Annotated in this window: 20 protein-coding genes and 1 pseudogene; 9 read left to right on the top strand and 12 right to left on the bottom strand. The window is 60.9% G+C overall.

Annotated features, from left to right (window positions below):
• Positions 1 to 67 precede the first annotated feature (67 nt).
• A complete protein-coding gene (locus tag PSH76_RS26340) occupies positions 68 to 1,234 on the top strand; it encodes a reverse transcriptase family protein (RefSeq protein ID WP_122681765.1) in 1,167 nt (388 codons plus the stop codon).
• 309 nt (positions 1,235 to 1,543) lie between these two features.
• Here the strand turns inward: PSH76_RS26340 and PSH76_RS26345 are convergent, their stop codons facing one another.
• Entirely contained in the window at positions 1,544 to 1,810 is a 267-nt protein-coding gene (locus tag PSH76_RS26345; RefSeq protein WP_305493167.1) for a hypothetical protein, read from the bottom strand.
• Between the two features lie 253 nt (positions 1,811 to 2,063).
• Positions 2,064 to 2,444: pseudogene (locus PSH76_RS26350) on the bottom strand (DEAD/DEAH box helicase); the annotation flags it as partial.
• Between the two features lie 222 nt (positions 2,445 to 2,666).
• On the opposite strand from PSH76_RS26350, the gene PSH76_RS26355 reads away from it, so the two are divergent.
• Positions 2,667 to 3,086 (top strand): hypothetical protein, encoded by a 420-nt coding sequence (locus tag PSH76_RS26355; RefSeq protein WP_003194410.1) that lies wholly within the window; start codon positions 2,667 to 2,669, stop codon positions 3,084 to 3,086.
• 9 nt (positions 3,087 to 3,095) lie between these two features.
• Positions 3,096 to 3,989, top strand: a complete 894-nt coding sequence (locus tag PSH76_RS26360) for a cation diffusion facilitator family transporter (protein WP_305493168.1) — start codon at positions 3,096 to 3,098, stop codon at positions 3,987 to 3,989.
• Here PSH76_RS26360 and PSH76_RS26365 read toward each other — a convergent pair.
• Positions 3,986 to 4,867: a DUF6515 family protein gene (locus PSH76_RS26365; RefSeq protein WP_305493169.1), complete on the bottom strand. Its 882-nt coding sequence runs from the start codon at positions 4,865 to 4,867 to the stop codon at positions 3,986 to 3,988. The genes PSH76_RS26360 and PSH76_RS26365 overlap by 4 nt on opposite strands.
• A gap of 427 nt (positions 4,868 to 5,294) precedes the next feature.
• Here PSH76_RS26365 and PSH76_RS26370 point away from each other — a divergent pair, with 427 nt between their 5' ends.
• Positions 5,295 to 5,774, top strand: a complete 480-nt coding sequence (locus PSH76_RS26370) for an Lrp/AsnC family transcriptional regulator (RefSeq protein ID WP_003194418.1) — start codon at positions 5,295 to 5,297, stop codon at positions 5,772 to 5,774.
• Positions 5,775 to 6,001: 227 nt separating this feature from the next.
• Positions 6,002 to 6,211 (top strand): DUF2788 domain-containing protein, encoded by a 210-nt coding sequence (locus PSH76_RS26375; protein ID WP_025999909.1) that lies wholly within the window; start codon positions 6,002 to 6,004, stop codon positions 6,209 to 6,211.
• On the opposite strand, the gene PSH76_RS26380 is transcribed toward PSH76_RS26375, so the two are convergent.
• The 4 genes from PSH76_RS26380 to PSH76_RS26395 all read right to left on the bottom strand — a co-directional run bounded on the left by PSH76_RS26380 (position 6,206) and on the right by PSH76_RS26395 (position 12,847).
• The gene (locus PSH76_RS26380) at positions 6,206 to 6,841 is read right to left on the bottom strand and encodes a pseudouridine synthase (RefSeq protein WP_032895181.1); all 636 of its coding nucleotides are present in this window, start codon (positions 6,839 to 6,841) and stop codon (positions 6,206 to 6,208) included. The two genes, PSH76_RS26375 and PSH76_RS26380, sit on opposite strands and share 6 nt — an antisense overlap.
• A 71-nt stretch (positions 6,842 to 6,912) precedes the next feature.
• Positions 6,913 to 8,385 (bottom strand): AMP nucleosidase, encoded by a 1,473-nt coding sequence (amn, locus tag PSH76_RS26385; protein ID WP_153475217.1) that lies wholly within the window; start codon positions 8,383 to 8,385, stop codon positions 6,913 to 6,915.
• Between the two features lie 215 nt (positions 8,386 to 8,600).
• Complete coding sequence (locus PSH76_RS26390) at positions 8,601 to 10,253, bottom strand: acyl-CoA dehydrogenase family protein (RefSeq protein ID WP_305493170.1); 1,653 nt, start codon at positions 10,251 to 10,253, stop codon at positions 8,601 to 8,603.
• Between the two features lie 197 nt (positions 10,254 to 10,450).
• Positions 10,451 to 12,847 carry a hybrid sensor histidine kinase/response regulator gene (locus PSH76_RS26395; protein WP_305493171.1) on the bottom strand — a complete coding sequence of 799 codons (2,397 nt, stop codon included), beginning with the start codon at positions 12,845 to 12,847 and terminating at the stop codon, positions 10,451 to 10,453.
• 275 nt (positions 12,848 to 13,122) lie between these two features.
• Here PSH76_RS26395 and PSH76_RS26400 point away from each other — a divergent pair, with 275 nt between their 5' ends.
• The 4 genes from PSH76_RS26400 (at position 13,123) to PSH76_RS26415 (ending at position 16,655) form a co-directional block, all read left to right on the top strand.
• A complete protein-coding gene (locus PSH76_RS26400; RefSeq protein ID WP_305493172.1) occupies positions 13,123 to 13,920 on the top strand; it encodes a hydroxymethylpyrimidine/phosphomethylpyrimidine kinase in 798 nt (265 codons plus the stop codon).
• Between the two features lie 30 nt (positions 13,921 to 13,950).
• Positions 13,951 to 14,580 carry a thiamine phosphate synthase gene (gene thiE, locus PSH76_RS26405; RefSeq protein ID WP_305493173.1) on the top strand — a complete coding sequence of 210 codons (630 nt, stop codon included), beginning with the start codon at positions 13,951 to 13,953 and terminating at the stop codon, positions 14,578 to 14,580.
• An 11-nt stretch (positions 14,581 to 14,591) separates the two neighbouring features.
• Entirely contained in the window at positions 14,592 to 15,875 is a 1,284-nt protein-coding gene (hemL, locus tag PSH76_RS26410) for a glutamate-1-semialdehyde 2,1-aminomutase (RefSeq protein WP_305493174.1), read from the top strand.
• Positions 15,876 to 16,100: 225 nt separating this feature from the next.
• Positions 16,101 to 16,655, top strand: a complete 555-nt coding sequence (locus tag PSH76_RS26415; protein ID WP_003194434.1) for a tetratricopeptide repeat protein — start codon at positions 16,101 to 16,103, stop codon at positions 16,653 to 16,655.
• On the opposite strand, the gene PSH76_RS26420 is transcribed toward PSH76_RS26415, so the two are convergent.
• From PSH76_RS26420 to PSH76_RS26440, 5 genes are read right to left on the bottom strand one after another with little or no spacing between them, the layout of a single operon-like run.
• Positions 16,656 to 17,768, bottom strand: a complete 1,113-nt coding sequence (locus PSH76_RS26420; protein ID WP_305493175.1) for a succinylglutamate desuccinylase/aspartoacylase family protein — start codon at positions 17,766 to 17,768, stop codon at positions 16,656 to 16,658.
• An 8-nt stretch (positions 17,769 to 17,776) separates the two neighbouring features.
• On the bottom strand, positions 17,777 to 18,487 hold the full coding sequence (gene hisM / locus PSH76_RS26425) for a histidine ABC transporter permease HisM (RefSeq protein WP_032895173.1): 711 nt from the start codon (positions 18,485 to 18,487) through the stop codon (positions 17,777 to 17,779).
• Positions 18,484 to 19,200, bottom strand: a complete 717-nt coding sequence (locus PSH76_RS26430) for an ABC transporter permease (protein WP_278917348.1) — start codon at positions 19,198 to 19,200, stop codon at positions 18,484 to 18,486. The genes hisM and PSH76_RS26430 overlap by 4 nt, the downstream gene beginning before the upstream one ends.
• A 30-nt stretch (positions 19,201 to 19,230) precedes the next feature.
• Positions 19,231 to 19,989 (bottom strand): transporter substrate-binding domain-containing protein, encoded by a 759-nt coding sequence (locus tag PSH76_RS26435; RefSeq protein ID WP_305493176.1) that lies wholly within the window; start codon positions 19,987 to 19,989, stop codon positions 19,231 to 19,233.
• Between the two features lie 38 nt (positions 19,990 to 20,027).
• The gene (locus tag PSH76_RS26440) at positions 20,028 to 22,082 is read right to left on the bottom strand and encodes an NAD(P)-binding protein (protein WP_305493177.1); all 2,055 of its coding nucleotides are present in this window, start codon (positions 22,080 to 22,082) and stop codon (positions 20,028 to 20,030) included.
• Positions 22,083 to 22,220: the final 138 nt, after the last annotated feature.

Raw genomic sequence — 22,220 nt, forward strand, 5'->3', positions numbered from 1 at the left:
CGCCACAGCCTAGTGGCGTGGCCTTCTGCCTGCGGCGCGAGCACTCACCCTGCGGGTGTCAAAGTAGATGAAGGATTGGACGCCTCAACACTATCGCCGCTCAAAAGGTGCCAGCGACGTTCCGACCGCTGTCATGAACGCTGCGATCGCGACCTCGCAAATGACCGTCGCAATCAACCCTTCGTTTCCGCCGATACTGACTCTCAACCACCTCGCCCATATGACTCAGGTGCCATACAAACACCTGCGCGATTATGTCACCCGCGATGTTGAGTCATACAAAACCTTCAGAGTGAGGAAGCGAGCTCGACCAGGAAAACCTACCTCATTCCGTGTGATTTGTGTGCCCCCGCCGAGCCTGGCAGTCGCTCAACGATGGATTGCGCAGCACGTCTTAGCCAAAGCCAGACCTCATGCCGCTAGCACAGCATTCGCGCCGAAATGTAAGTTGATTGAGGCCGCTGCTCCTCATTGCTCAAGTCGCTGGCTGATCAAAGTCGACGTGCAGCGGTTCTTTGAGTCGATTTCTGAAATCGACTGCTACCGCGTATTCCGCAGCCTTGGATATCAGCCGCTAGTGTCTCTGGAACTGTCGCGGCTATGCACGAGGATCGGTCACTTCAGCCGCATGCGTCGCGCTATCAAGTGGCGCAGGAAAGCACCCTTGGCGAAATCTAAAATTCTCAAATATGCATCGCGCGCACTAGGCCATCTGCCGCAAGGCGCTGCAACCAGCCCTATGCTCGCCAACCTCGTAATGAGAGAAGCAGACACTTTGCTTACCTCGCTAGCCGACCGATTTGGCCTCACATACACCCGCTATGCGGATGACCTGACCTTCTCTACCACCGACACCGCATTTGAGCGGGAGAGTGCCCGTAACGCGGTCAATGAGGTTTACGGAATACTCCGTCGGTTTGGCCTAACGCCAAATCTTTCCAAAACAAACATTGTGTCCCCGAGAAGCCGAAAAATCGTACTGGGACTGCAGGTTGGTCAGGACGTACCGAGGCTGACTCGCGCTTTCAAAATGAAGATGCGGATGCACCTGTACTATCTGGAGCGCGAGGATGTTGGGCCACTGGCACATGCCGAGCGCCGGGGTTTCTCAGCCGTTGCGGGCATGCGAAATCACCTAATGGGACTTGCCGCATACGCAATCCAAATCGAGCCAGAGTACGGGATGGGTGTGAAGGCACGACTGGAAGCGGTGCAGTGGCCGATTCTTTATTGATTGCCCTGCCGCCGAGACGGACGGGCAATACGATCATTCAGCCCATCACCCACCTGTACAACCTGATAACGCTACTCACTCTGAACCTATAGGCCTGCAACCACTCACGGCTTCCACCAACGCCACCGCAGTCGATCGTCCTGATCCAGAACCCACATGGGTGCGGTTTCATCTCGCCGACCTCGTAACTTAAGGCAAAGCCATCGACCTCGCTAAGAAGCTGGCGGAGAACAGGGTCGTAGGGTGCGGCCAGTTTCGAGCAGATACCTGGAGCTATCCCCTCGGTTTTGAGCAACCGAAGCGCATTGATTACGTCGGGATACACAGTGAGGAGTGGAGCTCATCCTCCAGGTCATGCTGCCAGAACGTCATCTGCGCTGGACTCACACAAATACCAAACGTTTCGGCAGCAGCGTCCAGGTTGAGGCTGGAGGTCATCAAACGACGGATATCAGCGGCACTTGGTCTGCGTCCGTGGAGAGCGCCCAGGCGAAGGAGCTGCCTGTAAGGATGGCGCTTGCGTCCAATCTGAACGACTTTTCCGAAGGCGTCGAAAATCGCGACTGCGATCGGCATGCGGTGGAGCTCCTTTTTGTGTCACCTTCCGCAAGCATACGGGCGTCGCCGCAGCGCTGCGGCTGATCCGCGCGATCAAGGGCTCGGCCTCAATCCACTCCCCATCAGATGCATGGCTAAGGCTCTTCCAGGCAAGAGCAGGAGCAGGAGCATCAAAGCCTTTTGAGCTTTGACTTCAAAGCCGAGGCAAAGGCGTCGACTGGGATTACGCAGCTTGACAAGAAATATGGGGTTTCAGGGATTGTGGGAAAACGTGGAATTCGTCAAAGATCAACAGGCCCACGCCATCCAGCGCCGGGTCGTCCTGCAGGCGGCGGGTGAGGATACCTTCGGTGACCACCTCGATACGCGTATTGGGGCCGACTTTGCTGTCCAGGCGGATGCGGTAGCCCACGGTTTCACCGACCTTTTCGCCCAGCTCACTGGCCAGCCGTTCGGCAGCAGCACGCGCGGCCAGGCGCCGGGGTTCGAGCATCAGGATGGTTTGCCCGGCAAGCCACGGCTCATGCAACAAGGCCAAGGGCACGCGGGTGGTTTTACCGGCGCCGGGGGGCGCTTCCAGCACGGCTTCATGGCGATGCGCCAAGGCGTCACGCAGGGCGGGTAAAACATCATCGATCGGCAACGAATTCATACTGGCTCCAAAGCAGAGCGGCGAGTATAACGGCGAACTGCATAATCCCATTGGGAACAGAGTCAGATGTGGGAGCGGGCTTGCTCGCGAATGCGGTGGGTCTGCGACATATCGGATGGCTGATACACCGCTTTCGCGAGCAAGCCCGCTCCCACATTTGGACATCATCGCCTTGTAGACTCGCTTATAGTCATTCTTCAAATGCGTTCAGGAGACTTTTTCATGCGTATCGCTTCCCGTGTCATCGGCGGTGTCCTCGCCGTTACCCTGCTGAGCCAACTCACCGCCTGTGGGTCGATTTTCTACCCTGACCGTCGTGGCCAGATCGACGGCAAGATCGACCCGACCATCGCGGTACTCGATGCCCTCGGCCTGTTGTTTTATGTGATCCCCGGCCTGATCGCCTTCGGTGTCGACTTCGCCACGGGCGCCATTTACTTCGAACCGGGCAAAACAGCTCAGGTCGCCCCCGAGAAACTGCACGAAGCCATCGGCGCCGACGGCACGGTCGATAACGCCAAGCTGCAAAGCATCATCCAGAAAGAAACCGGCCGTACCTTGCCGCTGGACGACCCGCGCCTGATCCAGTTCAAGGGCAGCGTGCAGCAACTGGCGGCCCTGGGCCTGCAGCCTGCCGCGTAAGGACTGCCCATGACCAGCAGCCCCGAACACGCAAGGCTCTTGCGCCTGGCCACCCGCGCCTCGGTGGGCGTGGCCTGTGTGCTGATTGTGACCAAGGCCATCGCCTGGTGGCTCAGCGGCTCGGTGAGCATGCTCGCCGGGTTGACCGACTCACTGCTCGACGGCGTGACGTCGCTGTTGAATTTGCTGGCAGTGCATTACGCCCTGCGCCCGGCCGATGACGATCACCGCTATGGGCATGGCAAGGCGGAGTCGCTGGCGGGGATGGCGCAGGCCTTGTTTATCGCCGGCAGTGCGGTGCTGATTGCGCTGCAGGCCTATGAACGGCTCAAGCATCCGGAGCCGGTCGGCGCACCGTGGCTGAGTATCGGCGTAATTATTTTGTCCCTGGCGCTGACCGTGGCCCTGCTGATGCTGCAACACCGAGTGGTGCGCGAGACCGGCTCCAACGCGGTGCGTGCCGACTCGCTGCACTACCGTTCAGATTTGCTGCTCAATGGCAGCATCCTGATTGCGCTGGTGTTGGCAGGTTTTGGCTTTCATCAGGTCGACGCCTGGTTCGGCCTGGGAATCGCCGCCTACATCCTGTGGAGCGCGATCCAGATCGCCCGGGAAAGCTTTGCCGTGCTGATGGATGAAGAGTTACCGCCAGACGTCAGCCAGCACATGCTGGAACTGGCCCGTGGCGTGCCCGGCGTGCTGGGTGCCCACGACTTGCGCACGCGGGTTTCCGGTAATCACTGGTTTGTGCAATTGCATCTGGAATTGCCGGGGGAATTGACCCTGTCGGTGGCCCACGGCATCAGCGACCAGGCCGCTGATGCCATTCACCGGGAATACCCGAGAGCCGAAGTGCTGGTGCATGCCGACCCACGGGAAGTGGTCACCGGCAACAAGGCCTAGTACTGCACCTGATACCCGCGACTGCCCAGGCAGTTGCCCTGGGCCTGGCGGTAGGTTTGCACCACTGCCGGATCGGGGGCGTAAGTCACGGTGCGCGGGTCGAAGCCACTTTGCTGCACCGCCCAGCGATAACAGTCGTAGCCGTCCTGCTGGACCTGGGCGGGCGATTGGCCGTTGGCCGGGTAAGCCACCACGTCATAACCGTTGCCTTGAGGCGCCGGCGGGGGTGATGGCACCTGCGTCGGCGGTTGTACCACCACGTATTGCTGGGTGCTTTGCTCGTAGGCGTAATAGGCGCCTGCGGCGAGGAACAACAGCGAGCCGCCTACCCACACTTCACGCGCGTAGTCCGGCAGGTAATGCACGCGAATGCCATAGGGCGGCGTCACCACTACGTAGCGAGGGCCTTGGGGCCGGTACCAGTAGCCACCCGAGTAGAAGTAATCCTGGCCACGGTAAGGCACGCGGTAATTGCGGTCTGGGAAACGGTCGATGACATAACCGGGGCGATGCTGCGGGCCTGGGCCCCAGCCATTGCCATGACCGTCGGGGCGACCTGGCCAACGGTTATCGTTGGGATGGTCATTGCCTGAACGCGAACCAGGGCCACCGGCCTCCCAATGCCGGTTGTCATCGGGGCGTCTGGGAATATCACGGTAATAACCCTGGCGCGGCTCCTGGGTCTGGCGCACCGTATCGGGCCGGCCCTGGATCGGCAGGTTATGCTCAGGCCGCGGCCCACCTTCGGGGCCCCGTTCATGCTGCCCCTGCGGCCCACGCCCCTGGCCCGGTGAGTTATCACGTTCGTCGGCCATTGCCTGGGAGCCGACGCTGACCACCAGCAAACCAACACCTGCCATACGCCAGATGCGCTTCATGCTTTTCCTCACTGCGGATTGGGGCTTGATCATGAGACTGGAAAAGCCTCGCCCGGTTCTGAGACAGGTTATCAGTCACGAGAACTATTTTCTGAAGGCAAAACGCGCACAAAGAAAAAGGGGTGACCCGTCGGCCACCCCTTGAGAATTTCGTCCTGGCTCAACGCTTTTGACGTTGGCTCACCTCACGCCGTCTTGTGGACAGTGTGCAGCCTGGAGGCCGGCTCAACCCTGCTGGGGCGGCGGCCGCAACGGGCCTGATTGGGCGCGCTGCTGTGGACTGTTGTCCAGGCGGTGATTCTGTTGGTAATCATAGGCGTGCCGGGCGGGCAGAGGATTGCGAAGATTGCGTCAATAAACAGTGCTTGCGCAATTTTTAACCCTTCATGGATAATTCACCGCAATAGTTACGACAAAGGCCAACCCAATGAGCAAGCTTGACCGATACGACCTGAGTATTCTGGCGGAATTGCAGCGCGACGCGAGGATCTCCAACCAGGAGCTGGCCGAACGCATCGGCCTGTCGCCTTCGCCCTGCTCACGCCGGGTCAAGCAGTTGGAAGACGACGGCTACATCGCCCGCCAGGTCGCCCTGCTCGACCGCAAGATGCTCGGCCTGAGCCTCACCGCTTATGTATTGATCGGCATGGACCGTCACACACCGGAACGCTTCGAGAATTTCGAAGCCGCCATCCGCACCCTGCCGCAAGTGCTGGAATGCAGTTTGGTGACCGGCATGGATGCGGACTATCAACTGAAGGTAGTGGTGCCGGACATGGACCATTATCAAAAGCTGCTGCTAGGGCACCTGACGCGGATTGAAGGCGTGACCAGCGTGCGTTCCAGCTTTGTGCTCAATCAGGTGCTCAACAGCACCGAACTGCCCCTGACCCACCTACGCACCTGAGAACAACAATGTTCAACTGTAGGAGCGAGCTTGCTCGCGAAAAACGTTAACGATAACGCGTGCCTCCTGAATGAACGCGGCGTCTGTGAGTTTTTCGCGAGCAAGCTCGCTCCTACAATGGCATCAGCCCCCCCACAGTTTGACCATGCAGGACTCAGGTCAATGTTGCGTCTAGGATGCTGCCGTATACTGCTCGCTTGTCTTGTCGGAAGAGCCCCATGAACAACATCGACCCCGCCCTGTTTGAAGAATGGATGATGACCGGCCTTGTCACTATCCTGATCATTTTCATGGGCTTTATCGTCTGGGACCTGGCGAAGAAATCCAAGGCCGGACGCTTTGGTTCGTTCATCCTGTTTTTCGTGCTGGGCCTGGGCGTGGCGGCGTTCATCATCAAGAGCGTGGTGATCGGCCTGATCGAATCCGGGGCGTTATAAGCGCGCCGGCACTGCCTTCCACTGACCTTGATCCAGGCCGTCGATCGACCACTCACCAATACGCACGCGTACCAGGCGCAGGGTCGGCAAGCCCACCGCCGCGGTCATGCGCCGTACCTGGCGGTTACGCCCTTCGCGAATCACCAGTTCCAGCCAGTGGGTGGGCACGCTTTTACGAAAACGCACCGGCGGGTTGCGCGGCCATAATGCTGGTTCATCCAGTTGCCGTGCTTCGGCGGGCAAGGTCATGCCGTCGTTGAGCTCCACGCCGTCACGCAGGCGTTGCAGTTGCTCTTCGGTGGGCTCGCCTTCTACCTGCACCCAGTAGGTTTTCGCCAGCTTGTGCTTGGGGTCGGCAATCCGCGCCTGAAGCTGACCATCGTTGGTCAACAGCAGCAAGCCCTCGCTGTCACGGTCCAGGCGCCCCGCCGGGTAAATGCCGGGGATATCAATAAAATCCTTGAGGGTCGCGCGCCCGCCTTCGTCGCTGAACTGGGTCAGCACGTCGAAAGGTTTATTGAACAGGATCAACTTCGGCTCGGCCGGTGGCGCCTTGGCAACCCGGCGAGCGGCAGAATGCGGAGGTTTCACGCCAGGGCGACGTGAATCGGGACGGCTGGGACGAGACATGGCAAAGGAACATCTAACGGTCAGGACCGACAATGCTAGTGGCCTGACCGCTAAATGACCATCCCAACCGCTTAGCGGAACGGCGGCTCGTCGAAGCTGCGCAGTTTGCGCGAGTGCAAGGAGTTGAGTTCGGTGCGCAACAGGTCGACCGCCTCGATGCCGATCTTCAAGTGCTGGCTGACCGCACGCTCATAGAACGCGTTGGCCGAACCCGGCAGCTTGATCTCGCTGTGCAAGGGTTTGTCCGATACGCACAACAAGGTGCCGTAAGGCACGCGCAAACGGTAACCCTGGGCGGCGATGGTGCCGCTTTCCATGTCCACGGCCACGGCGCGGGACAGGTTGATCAACGGGCGCTCCTGGGCCCAGCGCAGTTCCCAGTTCCGGTCGTCGTAGGTCAGCACGGTGCCGGTGCGCAGGCGTTTTTTCAGCTCTTCGCCTTTTTCGCCAGTGACCTTGGCCGCCGCCTGCTGAAGCGCCAGCTGCACTTCAGCAAGGGCCGGAATCGGGATGTTCGGCGGTACCACGCGATCCAGAATCCCGTCGCGGCGCATATAGGCGTGGGCCAGTACGTAGTCGCCGATGGTCTGGGATTGGCGCAGGCCGCCACAGTGGCCGATCATCAGCCAGCAATGCGGGCGCAATACGGCCAGGTGGTCGGTGATGTTCTTGGCGTTGGACGGGCCCACGCCGATGTTCACCAGGGTCACGCCGTGGCCGTCAGTGGCCTGCAGGTGATACGCCGGCATCTGGTAGCGGTGCCACACCACGCCGGCAGCAATGGCCGAGGCTTCGCCGTGGTCCATGCTCTTGTCGATCACCACGTTGCCGGGCAGCACCATGCGGATAAATCGCGGGTCGCTGCGCAGTTGCTCCAGGCCATGCAGGATGAACTGGTCCACGTAGCGGTGGTAGTTGGTCAGCAGGATCCACGGCTGCACATGGCGCCAGTCGCTGCCGGTGTAATGCACCAGGCGACGCAGGGAAAAGTCCACGCGGGCGGCATCGAACAGGGCCAGGGGCAGCGGGTCGGTGTTTTCCCAGTCATACAGGCCATCGGCAATGCCATCGGTGGCGGCGGACAGGTCGGTACTGGGGAACACGCGGGCCAGGGTCGCGGCGGTAACGCCGGAGCCGGCCAGTTCATCGCCCTGCTCCACCACATAGGGGTACGGGATGTTCTGCTGGCTGACGCCCACTTCCACTGTCACGGTGAAGTCGTGCATCAGCGGCACCAGTTGCTCCAGCAGGTACTTACGGAACGCGGCCGGGTGGGTCACGGTGACGCTGTAGGTACCCGGCAGTTGCACCTTGGCATACGCCCGAGTGGTCTGTGGGACTTCACCGTGGCAGTGGTAGGTCAGGCGCAGTTCCGGGTAGCGAAACAATGCGCGCTGCGCGGCGTCGGGCTCGACGCGGTCCTTGAGGTATTGCTTGAGCGCCTGGTTGAGCGCGCCAGTGGCACGCTCATGCAGCGCCGCCAGCCGGTCCACGGCTTCTTCGGCGGTTTTAACGACAACAAAAGCTTCGGTCACGGTAAGCATCCTGTGTTCTGACTTGCAGGCCTTTATCTTGCCTGTATCCAGGCTTCACCGAAACCACAGGATTGGAATGCACCTTAAAATGTGGGAGGGGGTAATACCATGTAGGAGCGAGCTTGCTCGCGAGAAACCCATAGGCGCCGCGTTTATTCAGGAAACACGCGTTATCGTTGACGTTTTTCGCGAGCAAGCTCGCTCCTACAGTTGACCGTGTTTATTCAAGGAAACGTCGGGGTTGAGCGGGCGACAATGGCTTCCACGTCGACGCCACGCGGCAAGGTGCCGTATACCCGCCCCGACGACTCACCCAACCGGCTGGCGATAAACCCATCGCTGACCGCCGCATTACCCGCCTCCAGCAACAACTTGGCCTGCAACGCCAGGGCAATGTCCTCGGTCAGTTGCCGCGCCCGATACTGGATGTCCTGGGTGTCCATGAACGCCGCCTTCAACTGCTCGATATGCCGTGCCAACTGCTTGTGGCCGTGGCCATCGCCCAGTTCGACAAACAGCACTTCAAGCACACCGGGCTCTTTGGACAGTGCACGCAATACATCCAGGCACTGCACATTACCGGAACCTTCCCACGTCGAATTCACCGGTGCCTCGCGGTAAAGGCGCGGCAGGATACTGTCTTCCACATACCCGGCACCGCCCATGCATTCAGCGGCTTCGTTGATCATCGCGGGTGCGCGCTTGCAGATCCAGTATTTGCCCACGGCCGTGACCAGCCGGGCGAATTTGGCTTCATGCGCATCATCCAGATGATCCAGGGCGCGCCCCATGCGCAGGCTCAAGGCCAGGGCCGCTTCGCTTTCCAGGGCCAGGTCGGCCAACACGTTCTGCATCAGCGGCTGCTCGCTGAGCACGCGGCCACCCACCTGGCGATGGGCGCAGTGATGGCTGGCCTGGGTCAGCGCCTGGCGCATCAAGGCGCTGGAGCCGACCATGCAATCGAAGCGCGTCATGGCGACCATTTCGATGATGGTTGGAACGCCGCGGCCTTCTTCACCGACCATCCACGCCAGGGCGCCGCGAAACTCCACTTCGCTGGAGGCGTTGGAGCAGTTGCCGAGTTTGTTCTTCAAACGCTGGATGTAGAACTCGTTGCGCGTGTCATCCGGGCGGTGCCGGGGCAGCAGGAAACAGGTCAGGCCCTTGTCGGTCTGGGCGAGGGTCAGGAAACCATCGCACATCGGTGCCGAGCAGAACCACTTATGCCCCACCAGCTCGTAGGCTTGGCCGGGGCCACCTGCGCCCACGGGGTAGGCGCGGGTGGTGTTGGCGCGCACGTCGGTGCCGCCCTGCTTCTCGGTCATGGCCATGCCGATAGTGGCGCCGGCCTTGTGGGCGATGCCGACATTGCGCGGGTCGTACTGGGTATTGAGGATTTTCGGCAGCCAGAAGTCCGCCAGTGCAGGTTGCAGGCGCAAAGCCGGGACGCAGGCGAAGGTCATGGTCAGCGGGCAGCCGCTGCCGGCTTCGGCCTGGCTGTGCAGATAGGTCATCGCCGCACGCGCCACATGGGCGCCAGCCTGCGGATGGGCCCACGGCAACGACGGCAGGCCATGTTCGACGGCGGTGCGCATCAGCTCGTGATAAGCCGGGTGAAACTCCACCAGGTCGATGCGATGGCCATAACGGTCGTGGCTGCTGAACACCGGCTTGTTCTGGTTGGCCAGGAACCCCGCCGCCATCAATGGCCCACCCGCCAGCGCGCCATAGGCATCCATGCGCGACTCGGCCCAGCCAGCGCCAAAGCGGCGCGACCATTCCTGCAAAGGCACGTCGATGCGATACAGGTTGGTGCCGTCCAGGGACGGTGGCTGGTTGGTGACGTCGTGGGTTTCGGCAAACTGATGCAGGTTCATGACGGGCCTCCTGGAAAAAAGGCCGTATCGATTTCAGGCTGCCTGTAGGAGCGAGCTTGCTCGCGAAAAACCTGAGAGCAACGCGCTAACCCAGGAGAGGCGCGTTAGCGTTGAGGTTCTTCGCGAGCAAGCTCGCTCCTACAAAAAAACACAGATCGATTGAGGCCGGTTTTTTCAGTTAAGCACTGCCACTGCGCTTAAAAAAGTGGCATACGCGCCGAATGTTCGGCGCTTTCACCCTCATCCGCGCACAGCACGCTACGCTCAAGCGCCGCCTGCAAAGCATCGAAACGCACCGGCTTGGCCAGCCGATCCGTCATGCCAATACCATGGCAACGCTCACGCTCCGGCCCATTGGGCGTAGTGCTCAGGGCGATCACCGGCAATTCACCGCAGCCAGGCAGTGCGCGAATCTGGCAGCACAACGAAAAGCCACCCTCTGGCACGTCCAGCAGCACGGCGTCGAAGCTTTGCCCTTGCAATGCAGCGAGGGCCGCCGGGCCGCTCTCCACGGTTTTGACCCGATAACCAAGCTTGAGCAACATGCCACGCACCGCCAGCTGGCCCACGCTGTTGTCGTCCACCAGCAGCACCGTGCATTCCTGAGGCGCACGCTGTGCAGGCAGCGTTTGCGTGGCGGGCGTCACTTGCTGCGGCACCGAGACGTCCACCTCCAACTGGAAGCGGCTGCCTTTACGGGGTTCCGAATGGTGGGTCAGACGCCCGCCCAGCAGTTCGATCAACTGCCGGCAGATCGCCAGGCCAATGCCCAGGCCGCCGTATTCACGCGTCATCGAGCCATCGAGCTGGAAGAAGCGCTGATACAGCGTGGCTTCATCGAGAAAGGCAAAACCGATACCGGTGTCGGTGACGATAAAGCTCAGGTGCAAGGCGCCGTCCCCTTGGGGCACGCCCACCACGCGCAAACGCACCGCGCCGACGTGGGTGAATTTGAAGGCGTTATCGAGCAGGCAATCCAGGCACTGGAGCAATTTGTCGGCATCGCCGATCAGCCGATCCGGCACCTCATCGGCCACATCAATGGAAAACGCCAGGCCCTTGCTCTGGGCACTGCCGGTGAACTGCTGGCGCAAGGTGTCGAGCGTGCCGCGCAGGCTGAACACTTGCGGCTGGGCCACCAGGCGACCGGCCTGCAACTCGGTGAGGGTGAGGATGCCGTTGACCATGCGCATCATGTCCCGCGCCGAACCAGCGGCGGTTTGCTGGTATTGCGTCATGTCATCGTCCAATGACACGGTTTGCATCAGCTCCAACGAGCCGATCACACCGTTCATCGGCGTGCGCAGTTCGTGGGTCAGGGTGGCGAGAAATTCGTCTTTGAGGCGGTTGCTGCGGGCCAGTTGCTGGTTGAGCGCTTCGAGTTTCTGGCTGGCATCGAGCAGAATCTGTGCCTGCTGTTCGCGCATGCCGTTGATGCGGTCGGCCAGGGCCAGGGACAACAGCGCCACTTCAATGGCCGAGCCGAGCTGGCTGGCGTACATGGTCAGGAACACGTTAGGCAGGTAACCCAGCACCATCAGGGTATTGACCACCCCGCCGAGCAGAAAGGCCGACCAGGCGATGATGAAATAACGCGCCATGCGCTGCCCGCAATACCAGGCCTTGATGGCCGCCACGAAGATGGTCACGGTAAACACCAGCGCCAGCGCAGTGGCCAGGCGCAGGGCCACGGCGTAACTGGTCAACAACGCCAGCGCCATCACCATCCCACCACAGGCCGCCAGCGCCAGCAGAATACGGTTGAGCCAGCGGCTGTGCTGCGCGGTGTGCAGGAAGCTGCGCGCGAACAGGCTGCCGAACAAGGACGCCGAGCCGATCAGGAAGGGCACCGCGGCATTCGCCCACCACGGGTTGTTCGGCCAGAAGTATTCCACCGCCACACCATTGACCGACAGCTGATACAAGCCGAACGAGGCGATATAGAGGATGTAATAGAGGTAGCTGGTGTCGCGCACGCTCAGGTAGATGAACAGGTTGTAGATCAGCATGCCCAGCAACACACCGTAGATGGCCCCGAGCACGTACAAGCGCAGCGGCTGCTCCTCCATGTAGGCGGTGCCGGCCCACAATGTCAGCGGTGCCTGGATCGAGCCTTGGCTTTGCAAGCGCAGGTAGACGGTTTGTTGCTGGTCGGGCAAGAAGCTGAGTTTGAACAGGTAGTTGCTCTGGCTCACCTCACGGCTGGAAAACGGCAACGCGCTGCCGGTTCGGGCGGTGAGGCGGTAATTCCCGGTGCCGTCGTCCTGGTAAAGGTCCAGGCGATTGAGCGGCGGGTAGGCCAGTTCCAGAAACCAGCTGCGTGGTGCGCGGGGATCTGTGGCGGTGTAGTGCAGGTTGACCTTCAGCCAGAACACCGAGCGTGAATAGCCGGCATTGAGGGTGTCTTTGTCATGGGTCTTGAACTGGGCGGCATAGGCGGGAGAGCTGACATCGGCGATGGTCAGGGCATCGGTTGGGTCTTCGAGCACTTGCATGACCCGGCCCAACGGGAGGCTTCGCGTGTTCTGGTTGAACTCGACGGCGCTGGCGAGCATCGGCAGCCCGCACAATAAAAAAATCAGCAAATAGCGCATAGAGCCCCAGCGTAGCCTGGTCCGGTTGTGTCAAAAGCCCCCCATTCCTTTTGAGAAGACGTACACCGGCGATACAGTAAGTTGTCTGGATGCACTTTAGCATAGCCAGTAAAAGCCATTAGCCACTGTCGGAACTTTTTTTAGAACGCCTCTAGGGCAATGCTTTCAGGCCAATTCATTGCGGTTTTCAGCCACGCAAAGCGACACCCCAGCGGCAAACTTCTGCCATCGCCATACAGCCACGCAAAAAGCGTTTGGTGGTAAGCTCGCGCACCATGAATATCTACTGCTCTCGCCCCGTTGTCCTCTGTCTCTCCGGCCACGACCCCAGTGGTGGCGCCGGCCTGCAGGCAGATATCGAAGCCCTGCTCGCCCAGGGTTGCCACGCGGCCCCGGCCGTCACCGCGTTGACCGTGCAAAACACCGTCAATGTCAGTGACTTCCGCGTGCTTGACCGTGAGTGGGTACTGGCCCAGGCCAATGCCGTGCTCGCCGACTCTGAAGTTGCGGCAGTCAAGCTGGGCATGCTCGGTTCCACCGCGATGGTCGACACCGTGATCGAACTGCTGCAGGCGCACCCGCATTTGCCGGTGGTCTGCGACCCGGTGCTGCGCGCCGGCGGCGGCGGTAGCCTGGGCAAGGACGAGGTCGGTTATGCGATGCGCGAGCGGCTGCTGCCCTTATCATTGATCGCCACCCCCAACCTGCCCGAAGCGCGGATCCTCGCGGAACTGCCCGACGGCAGCGCCGACGACTGCGCCGAGAAGCTGCTGCCGTATATCAAGCACCTGCTGATCACCGGCGGCCATGGCGATGAGCACGAAGTGCACAACCGTCTGTACAGCCGCGACGGCACGCGCCAGACCTTTACCTGCCAGCGCCTGCCAGGCAGTTATCACGGTTCGGGTTGCACCTTGGCCAGTGCGCTGGCCGGGCGCATTGCCCAGGGCGAAGGCTTGGCCAGCGCCGTGCAAACGGCCCTCAACTACACGTGGCGTACCCTGCGCGATGCCGAACAACTCGGCCAGGGCCAGTTCGTGCCGCGCCGATTGCCGCTGGATTTCTGCTCGTAACTTATCGCTCGTCAGCAAGGGGTTTGCCCGATGAAACTACGCGGCCTTTACGCCATTACCGACAGCCAGCTGTTGGCCGGCAAATTCCTCGCCTACGTCGAGGCGGCGCTGGACGGTGGCGTCACCCTGTTGCAGTACCGCGACAAGAGCAGTGACGAGGCACGCCGTCTGCGTGAAGCCGAAAAGCTGCATGAGCTGTGCTCGCGCTACAAAACTCAATTGATCATCAACGACGATGCCGAACTGGCCGCGCGCCTGGGCGTCGGCGTGCACCTGGGCCAGACCGACGGCCCGCTGACCCCGGCCCGTGCGCTGCTTGGTTCCAAGGCGATCATCGGCGCCACCTGCCACAGCCAGATCGAACTGGCCGAACAGGCCGCCAAAGAAGGCGCCAGCTATGTGGCCTTTGGCCGCTTCTTTAATTCCACGACCAAACCCGGCGCACCCGCCGCCACCGTTGACATGCTGGCCCAGGCCCGCAAGCGCCTGCACTTGCCGATCTGCGTGATCGGCGGCGTCACCCTGGAAAACGCTGAGCCGCTGATAGCCCACGGGGCCGACCTGCTCGCCGTGGTCCACGGCCTGTTCGGTGCCGACAGCACCCAGGAAGTGACGCGCCGCGCCCGTGCATTCAACGACCTTCTTAAATCTTCAGTTTAGAGAGCCCGATCATGTCCCGTTCCGAAACCCTGTTTGCCAACGCCCAGAAACACATCCCCGGCGGTGTGAACTCCCCCGTGCGTGCGTTCAAAAGCGTGGGCGGCACGCCGTTGTTCTTCAAGCATGCCGAAGGCGCCTACGTCACCGATGAAGACGACAAGCGCTATGTCGACTACGTCGGCTCCTGGGGCCCGATGATCCTCGGCCACAGCCATCCGGACGTGCTCGACGCGGTGCGCCAGCAACTGCAACACGGCTTGTCCTACGGCGCCCCGACCGCGATGGAAACCGAGATGGCCGAACTGGTCTGCTCGATCGTGCCGTCGATGGAGATGGTGCGCATGGTCAGCTCCGGCACCGAAGCCACCATGAGCGCGATCCGCCTGGCCCGTGGTTTTACCGGCCGTGACAACATCATCAAGTTCGAAGGCTGCTACCACGGCCACTCCGACAGCCTGCTGGTAAAAGCCGGCTCCGGCGCGCTGACCCAAGGCGTACCCAATTCCGCTGGCGTACCTGCGGCGTTCGCCAAGCACACCCTGACCCTGCCGTTCAACGACATCGCCGCCGTCGAGCAGATGCTCAGCGAAGTCGGCCAGGACGTGGCGTGCATCATCGTCGAGCCAGTCGCCGGCAACATGAACTGCGTACCCCCGGCACCGGGTTTCCTTGAGGGCCTGCGCGAGCAGTGCGACAAGCACGGCGTGGTGCTGATTTTTGACGAAGTGATGACCGGTTTCCGGGTCGCCCTTGGTGGCGCCCAGGCTTACTACGGCGTCACGCCGGACCTGAGCACCTTCGGCAAGATCATCGGCGGCGGCATGCCGGTAGGCTGCTTCGGCGGCAAGCGCGAGATCATGCAACACATCGCCCCGCTCGGCCCGGTCTACCAGGCAGGCACCTTGTCGGGTAACCCGCTGGCAATGGCCGCCGGCCTGACCACCCTGCGCCTGATCAGCCGCCCGGGCTTCCACGCCGAACTGACCGACTACACCACACGCCTGCTCGACGGCTTGCAACAGCGCGCCGATGCCGCTGGCATCCCGTTCGTGACCACCCAGGCCGGTGGCATGTTCGGCCTGTACTTCAGCGGCGCCGACGATATTGTCACCTTCGATGACGTGATGGGCAGCGATGCCGAGCTGTTCAAGCGCTTCTTCCACCTGATGCTCGAAGGCGGCGTGTACCTGGCGCCGAGCGCCTTTGAAGCCGGCTTCACGTCGATCGCCCATGGCGAAGCCGAACTGAAATTGACCCTGGATGCTGCCGAGCGCGCCTTCGCGGCCCTGAAATAAGTGACGGCAACCGCTGACGTTGCCCCTGGCAGCGTCAGATTTGCTACTTTGCTTACAGACAATTCCTGGTTTTTTCGAGAATTGCCCTGCAATCCGGCAGATAACTTGCCCAAGCAGCAGAAAAACGAGTAAAGACTTTGTAAGCAGAGGCCTGCTTATTTCATAATGCGCGCTTATTGGACTCCCTCGAGGGTCCCGCGCCCCGTCAGAGGTAAGTCGATTCCCATGAAACGCACCGGCCGCACCCTGGTTCTGGGCTGCCTGTTGCTCCTTCAACCGCTACTGGCACATGCCCAGGCCGGCGGCAACTCGTTGTTAATCCCAGCGATGGGTCGTTGCACCCTCAATACCCAGCCAGACAGCCAGGCCGAAGCCCTGAGCGCGTGCCAGAAACAGGCCGAGGACGGGGATGCGCAGGCGCAATACGAGTTGGGCGAGTACTACCACGACAGCAAGAACCCGGCCGTTGATCTCAACAAAGCGTTGAGCTACTTCGAGAAAGCCTCGTTGCAGGGCCACGCCCAGGCGCAATACCAGTTGGGCAACATGTTCTTCAAAGGCGAAGGCGTGCCGGCCAACAACGTCCAGGCGTACATCGTGCTGAAAATGGCCGCGGTCAACGGCGCCGAAGACGCACTGGACACCGCCGACGAAGTCGCCGAGCACATGCAGCGCGATGAACTGGAAGTGGCAACCCAGGTGCTGGGGCAGATTTTCCGCAACTATCTGCAAGAACTGCAGAGTGCTGATGGGCGTTCGCCGTTCTCACCCCTGCCCTGATCAAGGCGATAACAGGTAGCCCTGTCGATACGCCACAGGCCCGGCAGTGTGAGCAATCGTCATACCGGCGGTCGCCATTCGGCGTACTGACCGCACATACAAAAGCCCTTCATGCTTGCACCTCACCTGGGTAACGCTATCCGTGATCGGGTCGATAATGTCCGCCACGCATTGCCCTGCCTCCAGGTAATCGCCCACCTGTGCGCAAAATACAATCAAACCGCCCACCGGACTCACCAATGGCTCTACCCCTGCCAGGGGTGTCGACGGATTCAGCAAAGCCGGCAGCGGTGGCGCCTGACCATCAATGGCCCCACGCAACATCAGGTAATTGAGCAGCGCTTCGCAATCCTGCCGGGCCAGCCCGTGATCGACATCGGCAACGCCCCGTAGCTCTAAGGTCACCGCAAACCCCGGCGCCGAAAATCGGCCGGGGAAGCGCGCCTGCATCTGCGCCCAGAACAATGTGTAGCAATCGTCGAACGAATGGCCCCCCGCGTCTTCGGCAAAAAAACAGGCACGGCTGCCCAGGTAGCAGGCCAGAGGTTCCACCTGCGGCCAGGTATCCGGTGCGAGATAAAGGTGCTGTACCGCCTCGAAGTCACAATGCAGGTCCAGCACAACATCAGCGTCACAAGCCAGCGTTTGCAGGATCAGACGCATGGATTGCAATGCTGTGGTCGGCACCTGGCTGGCGAGGGTTTGCCGCAGAGCGGTGCGAATCAAGTGCAGGTTGCGTACCGGGTCCTGCGTCAGTAAACCTTCGACCTGATCCCCAACCGGCTGGCTGACGTCGATGAAAAAGCGATTGAAGTTCTCTCGACTGCCGTTATCGAAGCGCCCCTGGGGCACGTCCATCAGCACTTGCTCCAAACCCGGCGGGTTGGCCACTGGCACCAACACCACCTGCCAGCGCAGCGCACCTGCCGCCTCAAGGTCCGCCAGCCGCTGCTTGAGATGCCACAGCACCAACATGCCCGGCAACTCATCGGCGTGCAGGGACGCCTGGATATACACCTTGCCCTGCGCACGCGCCGGGCCGTAATGAAAACTATGAATGTGCCGCGTGGTACCCGGCACAGCTGCCAGCAATGGATGTAGATGAGTCTGCATAACGCCTCCTATCGGCCCGCATCGAGAAAGCTGAGCCAGCGCCGTTCAGCCAGCCGAAACAGGCCGACCAGGGCAAATGTAATACACAGGTAAAGCGCGGCGGCCAGGCCGAAGGCTTCAAAGGTGAGGAAGGTGGCGGCGTTGGCATCCCGTGCAACTTTCAGTATGTCCGGCACCGTGGCCGTGAAGGCCAAGGTGGTGGAATGCAGCATGAAAATCACCTCGTTGCTGTAGTACGGCAACGATCGGCGCAGCGCCGAGGGCATGATCAGGTGCACATACAGCTTCCAGCCATCGAACCCAAGGGAGCGAGCGGCCTCGATTTCACCCCGCGGCATTGCCCGAATGGCACCCGCCAATATCTCGGTGGTATAGGCCGCCGTATTCAGGGCAAAGGCCAATAGCGTGCAATTGAGCGCCTCACGGAAAAATGCATCCAGCAACGGCTGCTCGCGCACGGCGGCAATGCTGTAGATACCGGTGTAGAAAATCAGCAACTGGATGTACAGCGGCGTGCCACGAAACAGATAGGTGAAGCCTTGCACCGGCCAACGCAGCCAGCGCCGTGCAGATGTCCTGGCGATGGACAACGGCAATGCCAACGCAAGGCCCAGCCCCAATGAAGCACTGGTCAGCCACAAAGTCATGGCCAGGCCGGTCAGTTGCTGACCGTCCGAATAGATGAACGGCCGCCAATACGCCTGGATGAGTTCGATCACTGTGATGACTCCTGCAAGCCACCGGCGTAACGGCGCTCAAGCCATCGCAGCAGGAGGTTTGAAACACTGCTGAGCAGCAGATAGATCAGCGCCGCCAGCAGCAAAAAGGCCAGCAATTGCTGACTGCTCTTGCCTGCTGTCTGGGCCACCTTCACCAGGTCTGCCAAGCCGATGATCGACACTAACGCTGTGGCCTTGAGCAAGACCATCCAGTTATTGCCCAACCCCGGCAGAGCGAACCGCATCATTTGCGGGAATATCACATGCACGAAGCTTTGCCTGAAGGTAAAGCCGAGGGCTTTGGCGGCCTGGAACTGGCCGCGAGGCACCGCCAGTAAAGCCCCACGGAAGGTCTCCGTAAAATAGGCCCCGTAGATAAACCCCAGCGTCAGCACACCGGCGCTGAACGGGTCGATTTCAATGTAGGCCCAACCCAGCTCACTGGTCAGACGACTCAGGCCTGTTTGCAGCCCGTAGAAAATCAATAGCATCAATAACAGGTCCGGCACACCGCGAATCAATGTGGTGTAAAGCTGGGCGCAGATACGCCATGCCTTGACCGGGGAAAGCTTGGCGCCCGCGCCGAGCAGGCCAAGAGTCAGCCCCAGCAGCAGCGACAGCAGCGCCAGTTGCAGGGTGACCCAGACGCCGTGCAGCAACATCGGCGCAAACCCACCCAGGGTCGCGGCGAATTGGGTGAAAGTCGGTAGCATGTCTACGCCCTCGGTGGTGGTTGAGGGCGGTTATTGACCGCTGAACATGTTCACACCTGCAAAGTACTGCGCTTGCAGGCGGGCGTAGGTGCCATCGGCATGCAACGCAGCCAATCCCTTATCCAGCAGGTTTTTCAGGGCGTGATTGCCTTTGGCTATGCCTATGCCACTTTTGGACGGCATCAATGGGCTTTCAATCATCGGCCCCAGCATGAATCCAGCGCCTTGGGGTGAGCGCAGAAACCCGCTTTGCGCTTGCTGCGCATCCTGCAATGACGCTTGCAGGCGGCCTGTCAGCAGGTCTGCGTAAACTTGCTCCTGATCGGCATACGCCACCACTCTCAGGCCCTGGCTGACGAGCACCTGCCGGGCATAGACCTCCTGGGTGCTGCCTTGTAAATAACCGACGGCCATGCCCCTGGAGAGCTCGGTACCGGGCCGCAGCACCATGGCGGTGGGGCTTGAAAACACCTCTGAGGAAAAATCGATGACCTTTTGCCGCGCCGCAGTGATTGTCATTGAGGCTAAGATGGCGTCGATCTTTCCGGCATTAAGGCTGGGGATCATGCCGTCAAAGTCACTTTCAACCCATTGGCAGCGCACATTCAAGTGTGCACAGATTGCATTGCCAATATCGATTTCAAAGCCGACCAAAGTTCCCGTGTTGTCTTTATAAGCAAAGGGTGCATAGTTGGGATCGGCACCAAAACGGATCACCGTATAGTCATTGGCAAACAGCGATGTATTGATCAAAAAAGTGGTGAATAACATCAGGAGTATTTTTTTCATTATTGTATTCCTCGTTATTGATTAAACAGTAGGACTGACTACACCTCGATAAATGGAATTTCTCGTCGAACTACCAGCGAGCCTTCGGGCGCATCGAACTCGCGTGCGATGCGATGCCCTGAATACACAGCCGCCGCGATAGTGCCGGGCGCCACGCAGTCGCCGACCAGCGCCAGCGTACGAATGCCAGCCACCTGCAGGCGTTCGGGGGTGTCTTTCAACGCCTGGTACAGCCCCTGCTCAGGCTCGCGGGAGGTCACCAGCAGCAACGATGCAGCAGGCATGCGACGGGGGCGCTCGGTATAGACGCAACCGGCGACCACCCCATGCGGCCCAACGCTGACCAACGTATGGGACAGCACGAGCGTGACACCCAACTGCAGCAGACGCCGCTGAATACGGTGCTGCTCAAGGGTGTTATGGGTCCAGGCCGCCACGTCTGGCGCCGGGGTGACGAAAATCACCTCAATGCCGTGCGCCACCAGGTGTTCGGCCAGCACGCTGCCCATGTAATAGTGATCATCATCGAACAACAGCACGGGCGAGGCCGGCAGCACACCCGCCATCAGGTCGTCCGGCGTCAGCACGGGCATGCACTCCAGGCCCGCAGGCGCTTGGCGCAAGGCGCGCCCCAGGCCATCGCGCCGCCAATGGCAGCCGGTGGCGATGAATACATGCTCGGCAGCAAAATCCAGGACGTCTTCGGCTTGCATGGGGCTTTCCCGATAGGTCTGGACTGAAGAAAGGCGGCTCAGGGCGTCCAGCCGGTAGTCGATCACCCGCGCCCAACTCGCCAAGCCCGGCAACCGGGCTTCCTGCGCCACACGCCCGCCCAGGGTGCGCAGGCTGTCAACCAGCGCCACGTCCATGCCGCGCCCACCCAATATGCGTCCACACTCAAGCCCTGCGGGGCCCGCGCCGACCACCAGCGCCTGCCCTGGTCTTTGTACTCGCGCCACCACCTCAGGGTGCCAGCCGCGCCGCCACTCCTCGCCCATGGTCGGGTTTTGCGTGCAACGCAGCGGCGTACTGGTGTGGTCGCCGCTGACACAGACATTGCAGCCGATGCACTCTCGGATCTCCTCGGCGCGCCCTTGCTCGATCTTCTTGGGCAAGAACGGGTCGGCAATCGAAGGGCGCGCCGCACCAATTAAATCCAGCACGCCACGGCGCACCAGGGAAGCCATGGTATCCGGTGAGGTGAACCGCCCTACGCCCACCACGGGCTTGCGGGTCAGTGCCTTGAGCCCCAGTAGAAAAGGTTCCTGGTAACCCTCCGCCGCAAAGCGCGCTGTCACACTGTCGTTGGACCAGTCGGCGAGATTGACGTCCCATAAGTCCGGCAAGTCCGCCAGCATCGAGAAGATCCCAGCCCCTTCTCCTTCGCGGCTGAGGCCATCAGCCATCTGCTCATCCACCGCCAGGCGTACCGCCACGGCACACCGGTCACCTACCGCATCGCGGGTATCTTCAATCAGTTCGCGCAACAGGCGCACGCGATTTTCGAGCACCCCGCCGTACTCATCGGTACGACGGTTGTTACGTAGTGTGAGGAAATGAAACGGCAGGCTCAGGTCGTGCCCGGCATACACATAGATGATGTCAAAGCCCGCCTCCCGCGCACGCAACGCAGCCGCCCGATGCAGGGCCCGCAACTGTTGGATATCGGCACGGTCCATGGCCCGCGCCTGCACCGGGTCATAACTGCGTACCGGCGTATTGGACGGAGCCCAGGGAATTTCGCGACTGTAACGGTTCGGTGCGGAATAGCCATTGAACGCCAGCTCTACGCCGGCCAACGAACCGTGTTCATGCACCGCCTCACACATCCGAGCCAGCGCGGGAATGTCGCGTTCATCCCACAATCGGGCCTCGATATAAGGAGAGAATTCGCTCAGCGGGCTGATTTCACACTCTTCGGTACACACCACACCCCAGCCACCCTCGGCTTTTATCCCACGCATGCGGGCCATCGCCGAGGGATGCACATGGCCCATGCCATTGCAGTGTGGCACTTGGTAAAAGCGATTACGGGTACGCACCGGGCCTATCTGCACCGGTTCAAACAAAATGTCATAGCGAGGATCGCGCACAGGGCTACTCCCGAACAGGTAAGTTCGTTAATGACGGTGTGATAAAAACTCGGTGCTAATGAATGGCGTGGCTTGCGGTAGTTGAAACGAGGAAACGTTGAGGCTTTATTATTATTGATATATTCATGATGCCCTCTC

Origin of the sequence: Pseudomonas sp. FP215 (genome assembly GCF_030687795.1) — a bacterium.
GTDB classification, from domain to species: domain Bacteria; phylum Pseudomonadota; class Gammaproteobacteria; order Pseudomonadales; family Pseudomonadaceae; genus Aquipseudomonas; species Aquipseudomonas salmasensis.

Excerpts from the sequence above, each read along its gene's own strand:
- PSH76_RS26415 (WP_003194434.1), top strand. The coding sequence starts at position 16,101 with ATGAAACGCACCGGCCGCACCCTGGTTCTGGGCTGCCTGTTGCTCCTT.
- amn (WP_153475217.1), bottom strand. The coding sequence starts at position 8,385 with ATGCTTACCGTGACCGAAGCTTTTGTTGTCGTTAAAACCGCCGAAGAA.
- PSH76_RS26435 (WP_305493176.1), bottom strand. The coding sequence starts at position 19,989 with ATGAAAAAAATACTCCTGATGTTATTCACCACTTTTTTGATCAATACA.
- PSH76_RS26395 (WP_305493171.1), bottom strand. The coding sequence starts at position 12,847 with ATGCGCTATTTGCTGATTTTTTTATTGTGCGGGCTGCCGATGCTCGCC.
- PSH76_RS26345 (WP_305493167.1), bottom strand. The coding sequence starts at position 1,810 with ATGCCGATCGCAGTCGCGATTTTCGACGCCTTCGGAAAAGTCGTTCAG.
- PSH76_RS26430 (WP_278917348.1), bottom strand. The coding sequence starts at position 19,200 with ATGCTACCGACTTTCACCCAATTCGCCGCGACCCTGGGTGGGTTTGCG.
- PSH76_RS26360 (WP_305493168.1), top strand. The coding sequence starts at position 3,096 with ATGACCAGCAGCCCCGAACACGCAAGGCTCTTGCGCCTGGCCACCCGC.
- hemL (WP_305493174.1), top strand. The coding sequence starts at position 14,592 with ATGTCCCGTTCCGAAACCCTGTTTGCCAACGCCCAGAAACACATCCCC.
- PSH76_RS26380 (WP_032895181.1), bottom strand. The coding sequence starts at position 6,841 with ATGTCTCGTCCCAGCCGTCCCGATTCACGTCGCCCTGGCGTGAAACCT.
- PSH76_RS26420 (WP_305493175.1), bottom strand. The coding sequence starts at position 17,768 with ATGCAGACTCATCTACATCCATTGCTGGCAGCTGTGCCGGGTACCACG.
- PSH76_RS26340 (WP_122681765.1), top strand. The coding sequence starts at position 68 with ATGAAGGATTGGACGCCTCAACACTATCGCCGCTCAAAAGGTGCCAGC.
- PSH76_RS26390 (WP_305493170.1), bottom strand. The coding sequence starts at position 10,253 with ATGAACCTGCATCAGTTTGCCGAAACCCACGACGTCACCAACCAGCCA.
- PSH76_RS26370 (WP_003194418.1), top strand. The coding sequence starts at position 5,295 with ATGAGCAAGCTTGACCGATACGACCTGAGTATTCTGGCGGAATTGCAG.
- PSH76_RS26365 (WP_305493169.1), bottom strand. The coding sequence starts at position 4,867 with ATGAAGCGCATCTGGCGTATGGCAGGTGTTGGTTTGCTGGTGGTCAGC.
- PSH76_RS26400 (WP_305493172.1), top strand. The coding sequence starts at position 13,123 with ATGAATATCTACTGCTCTCGCCCCGTTGTCCTCTGTCTCTCCGGCCAC.
- PSH76_RS26355 (WP_003194410.1), top strand. The coding sequence starts at position 2,667 with ATGCGTATCGCTTCCCGTGTCATCGGCGGTGTCCTCGCCGTTACCCTG.
- thiE (WP_305493173.1), top strand. The coding sequence starts at position 13,951 with ATGAAACTACGCGGCCTTTACGCCATTACCGACAGCCAGCTGTTGGCC.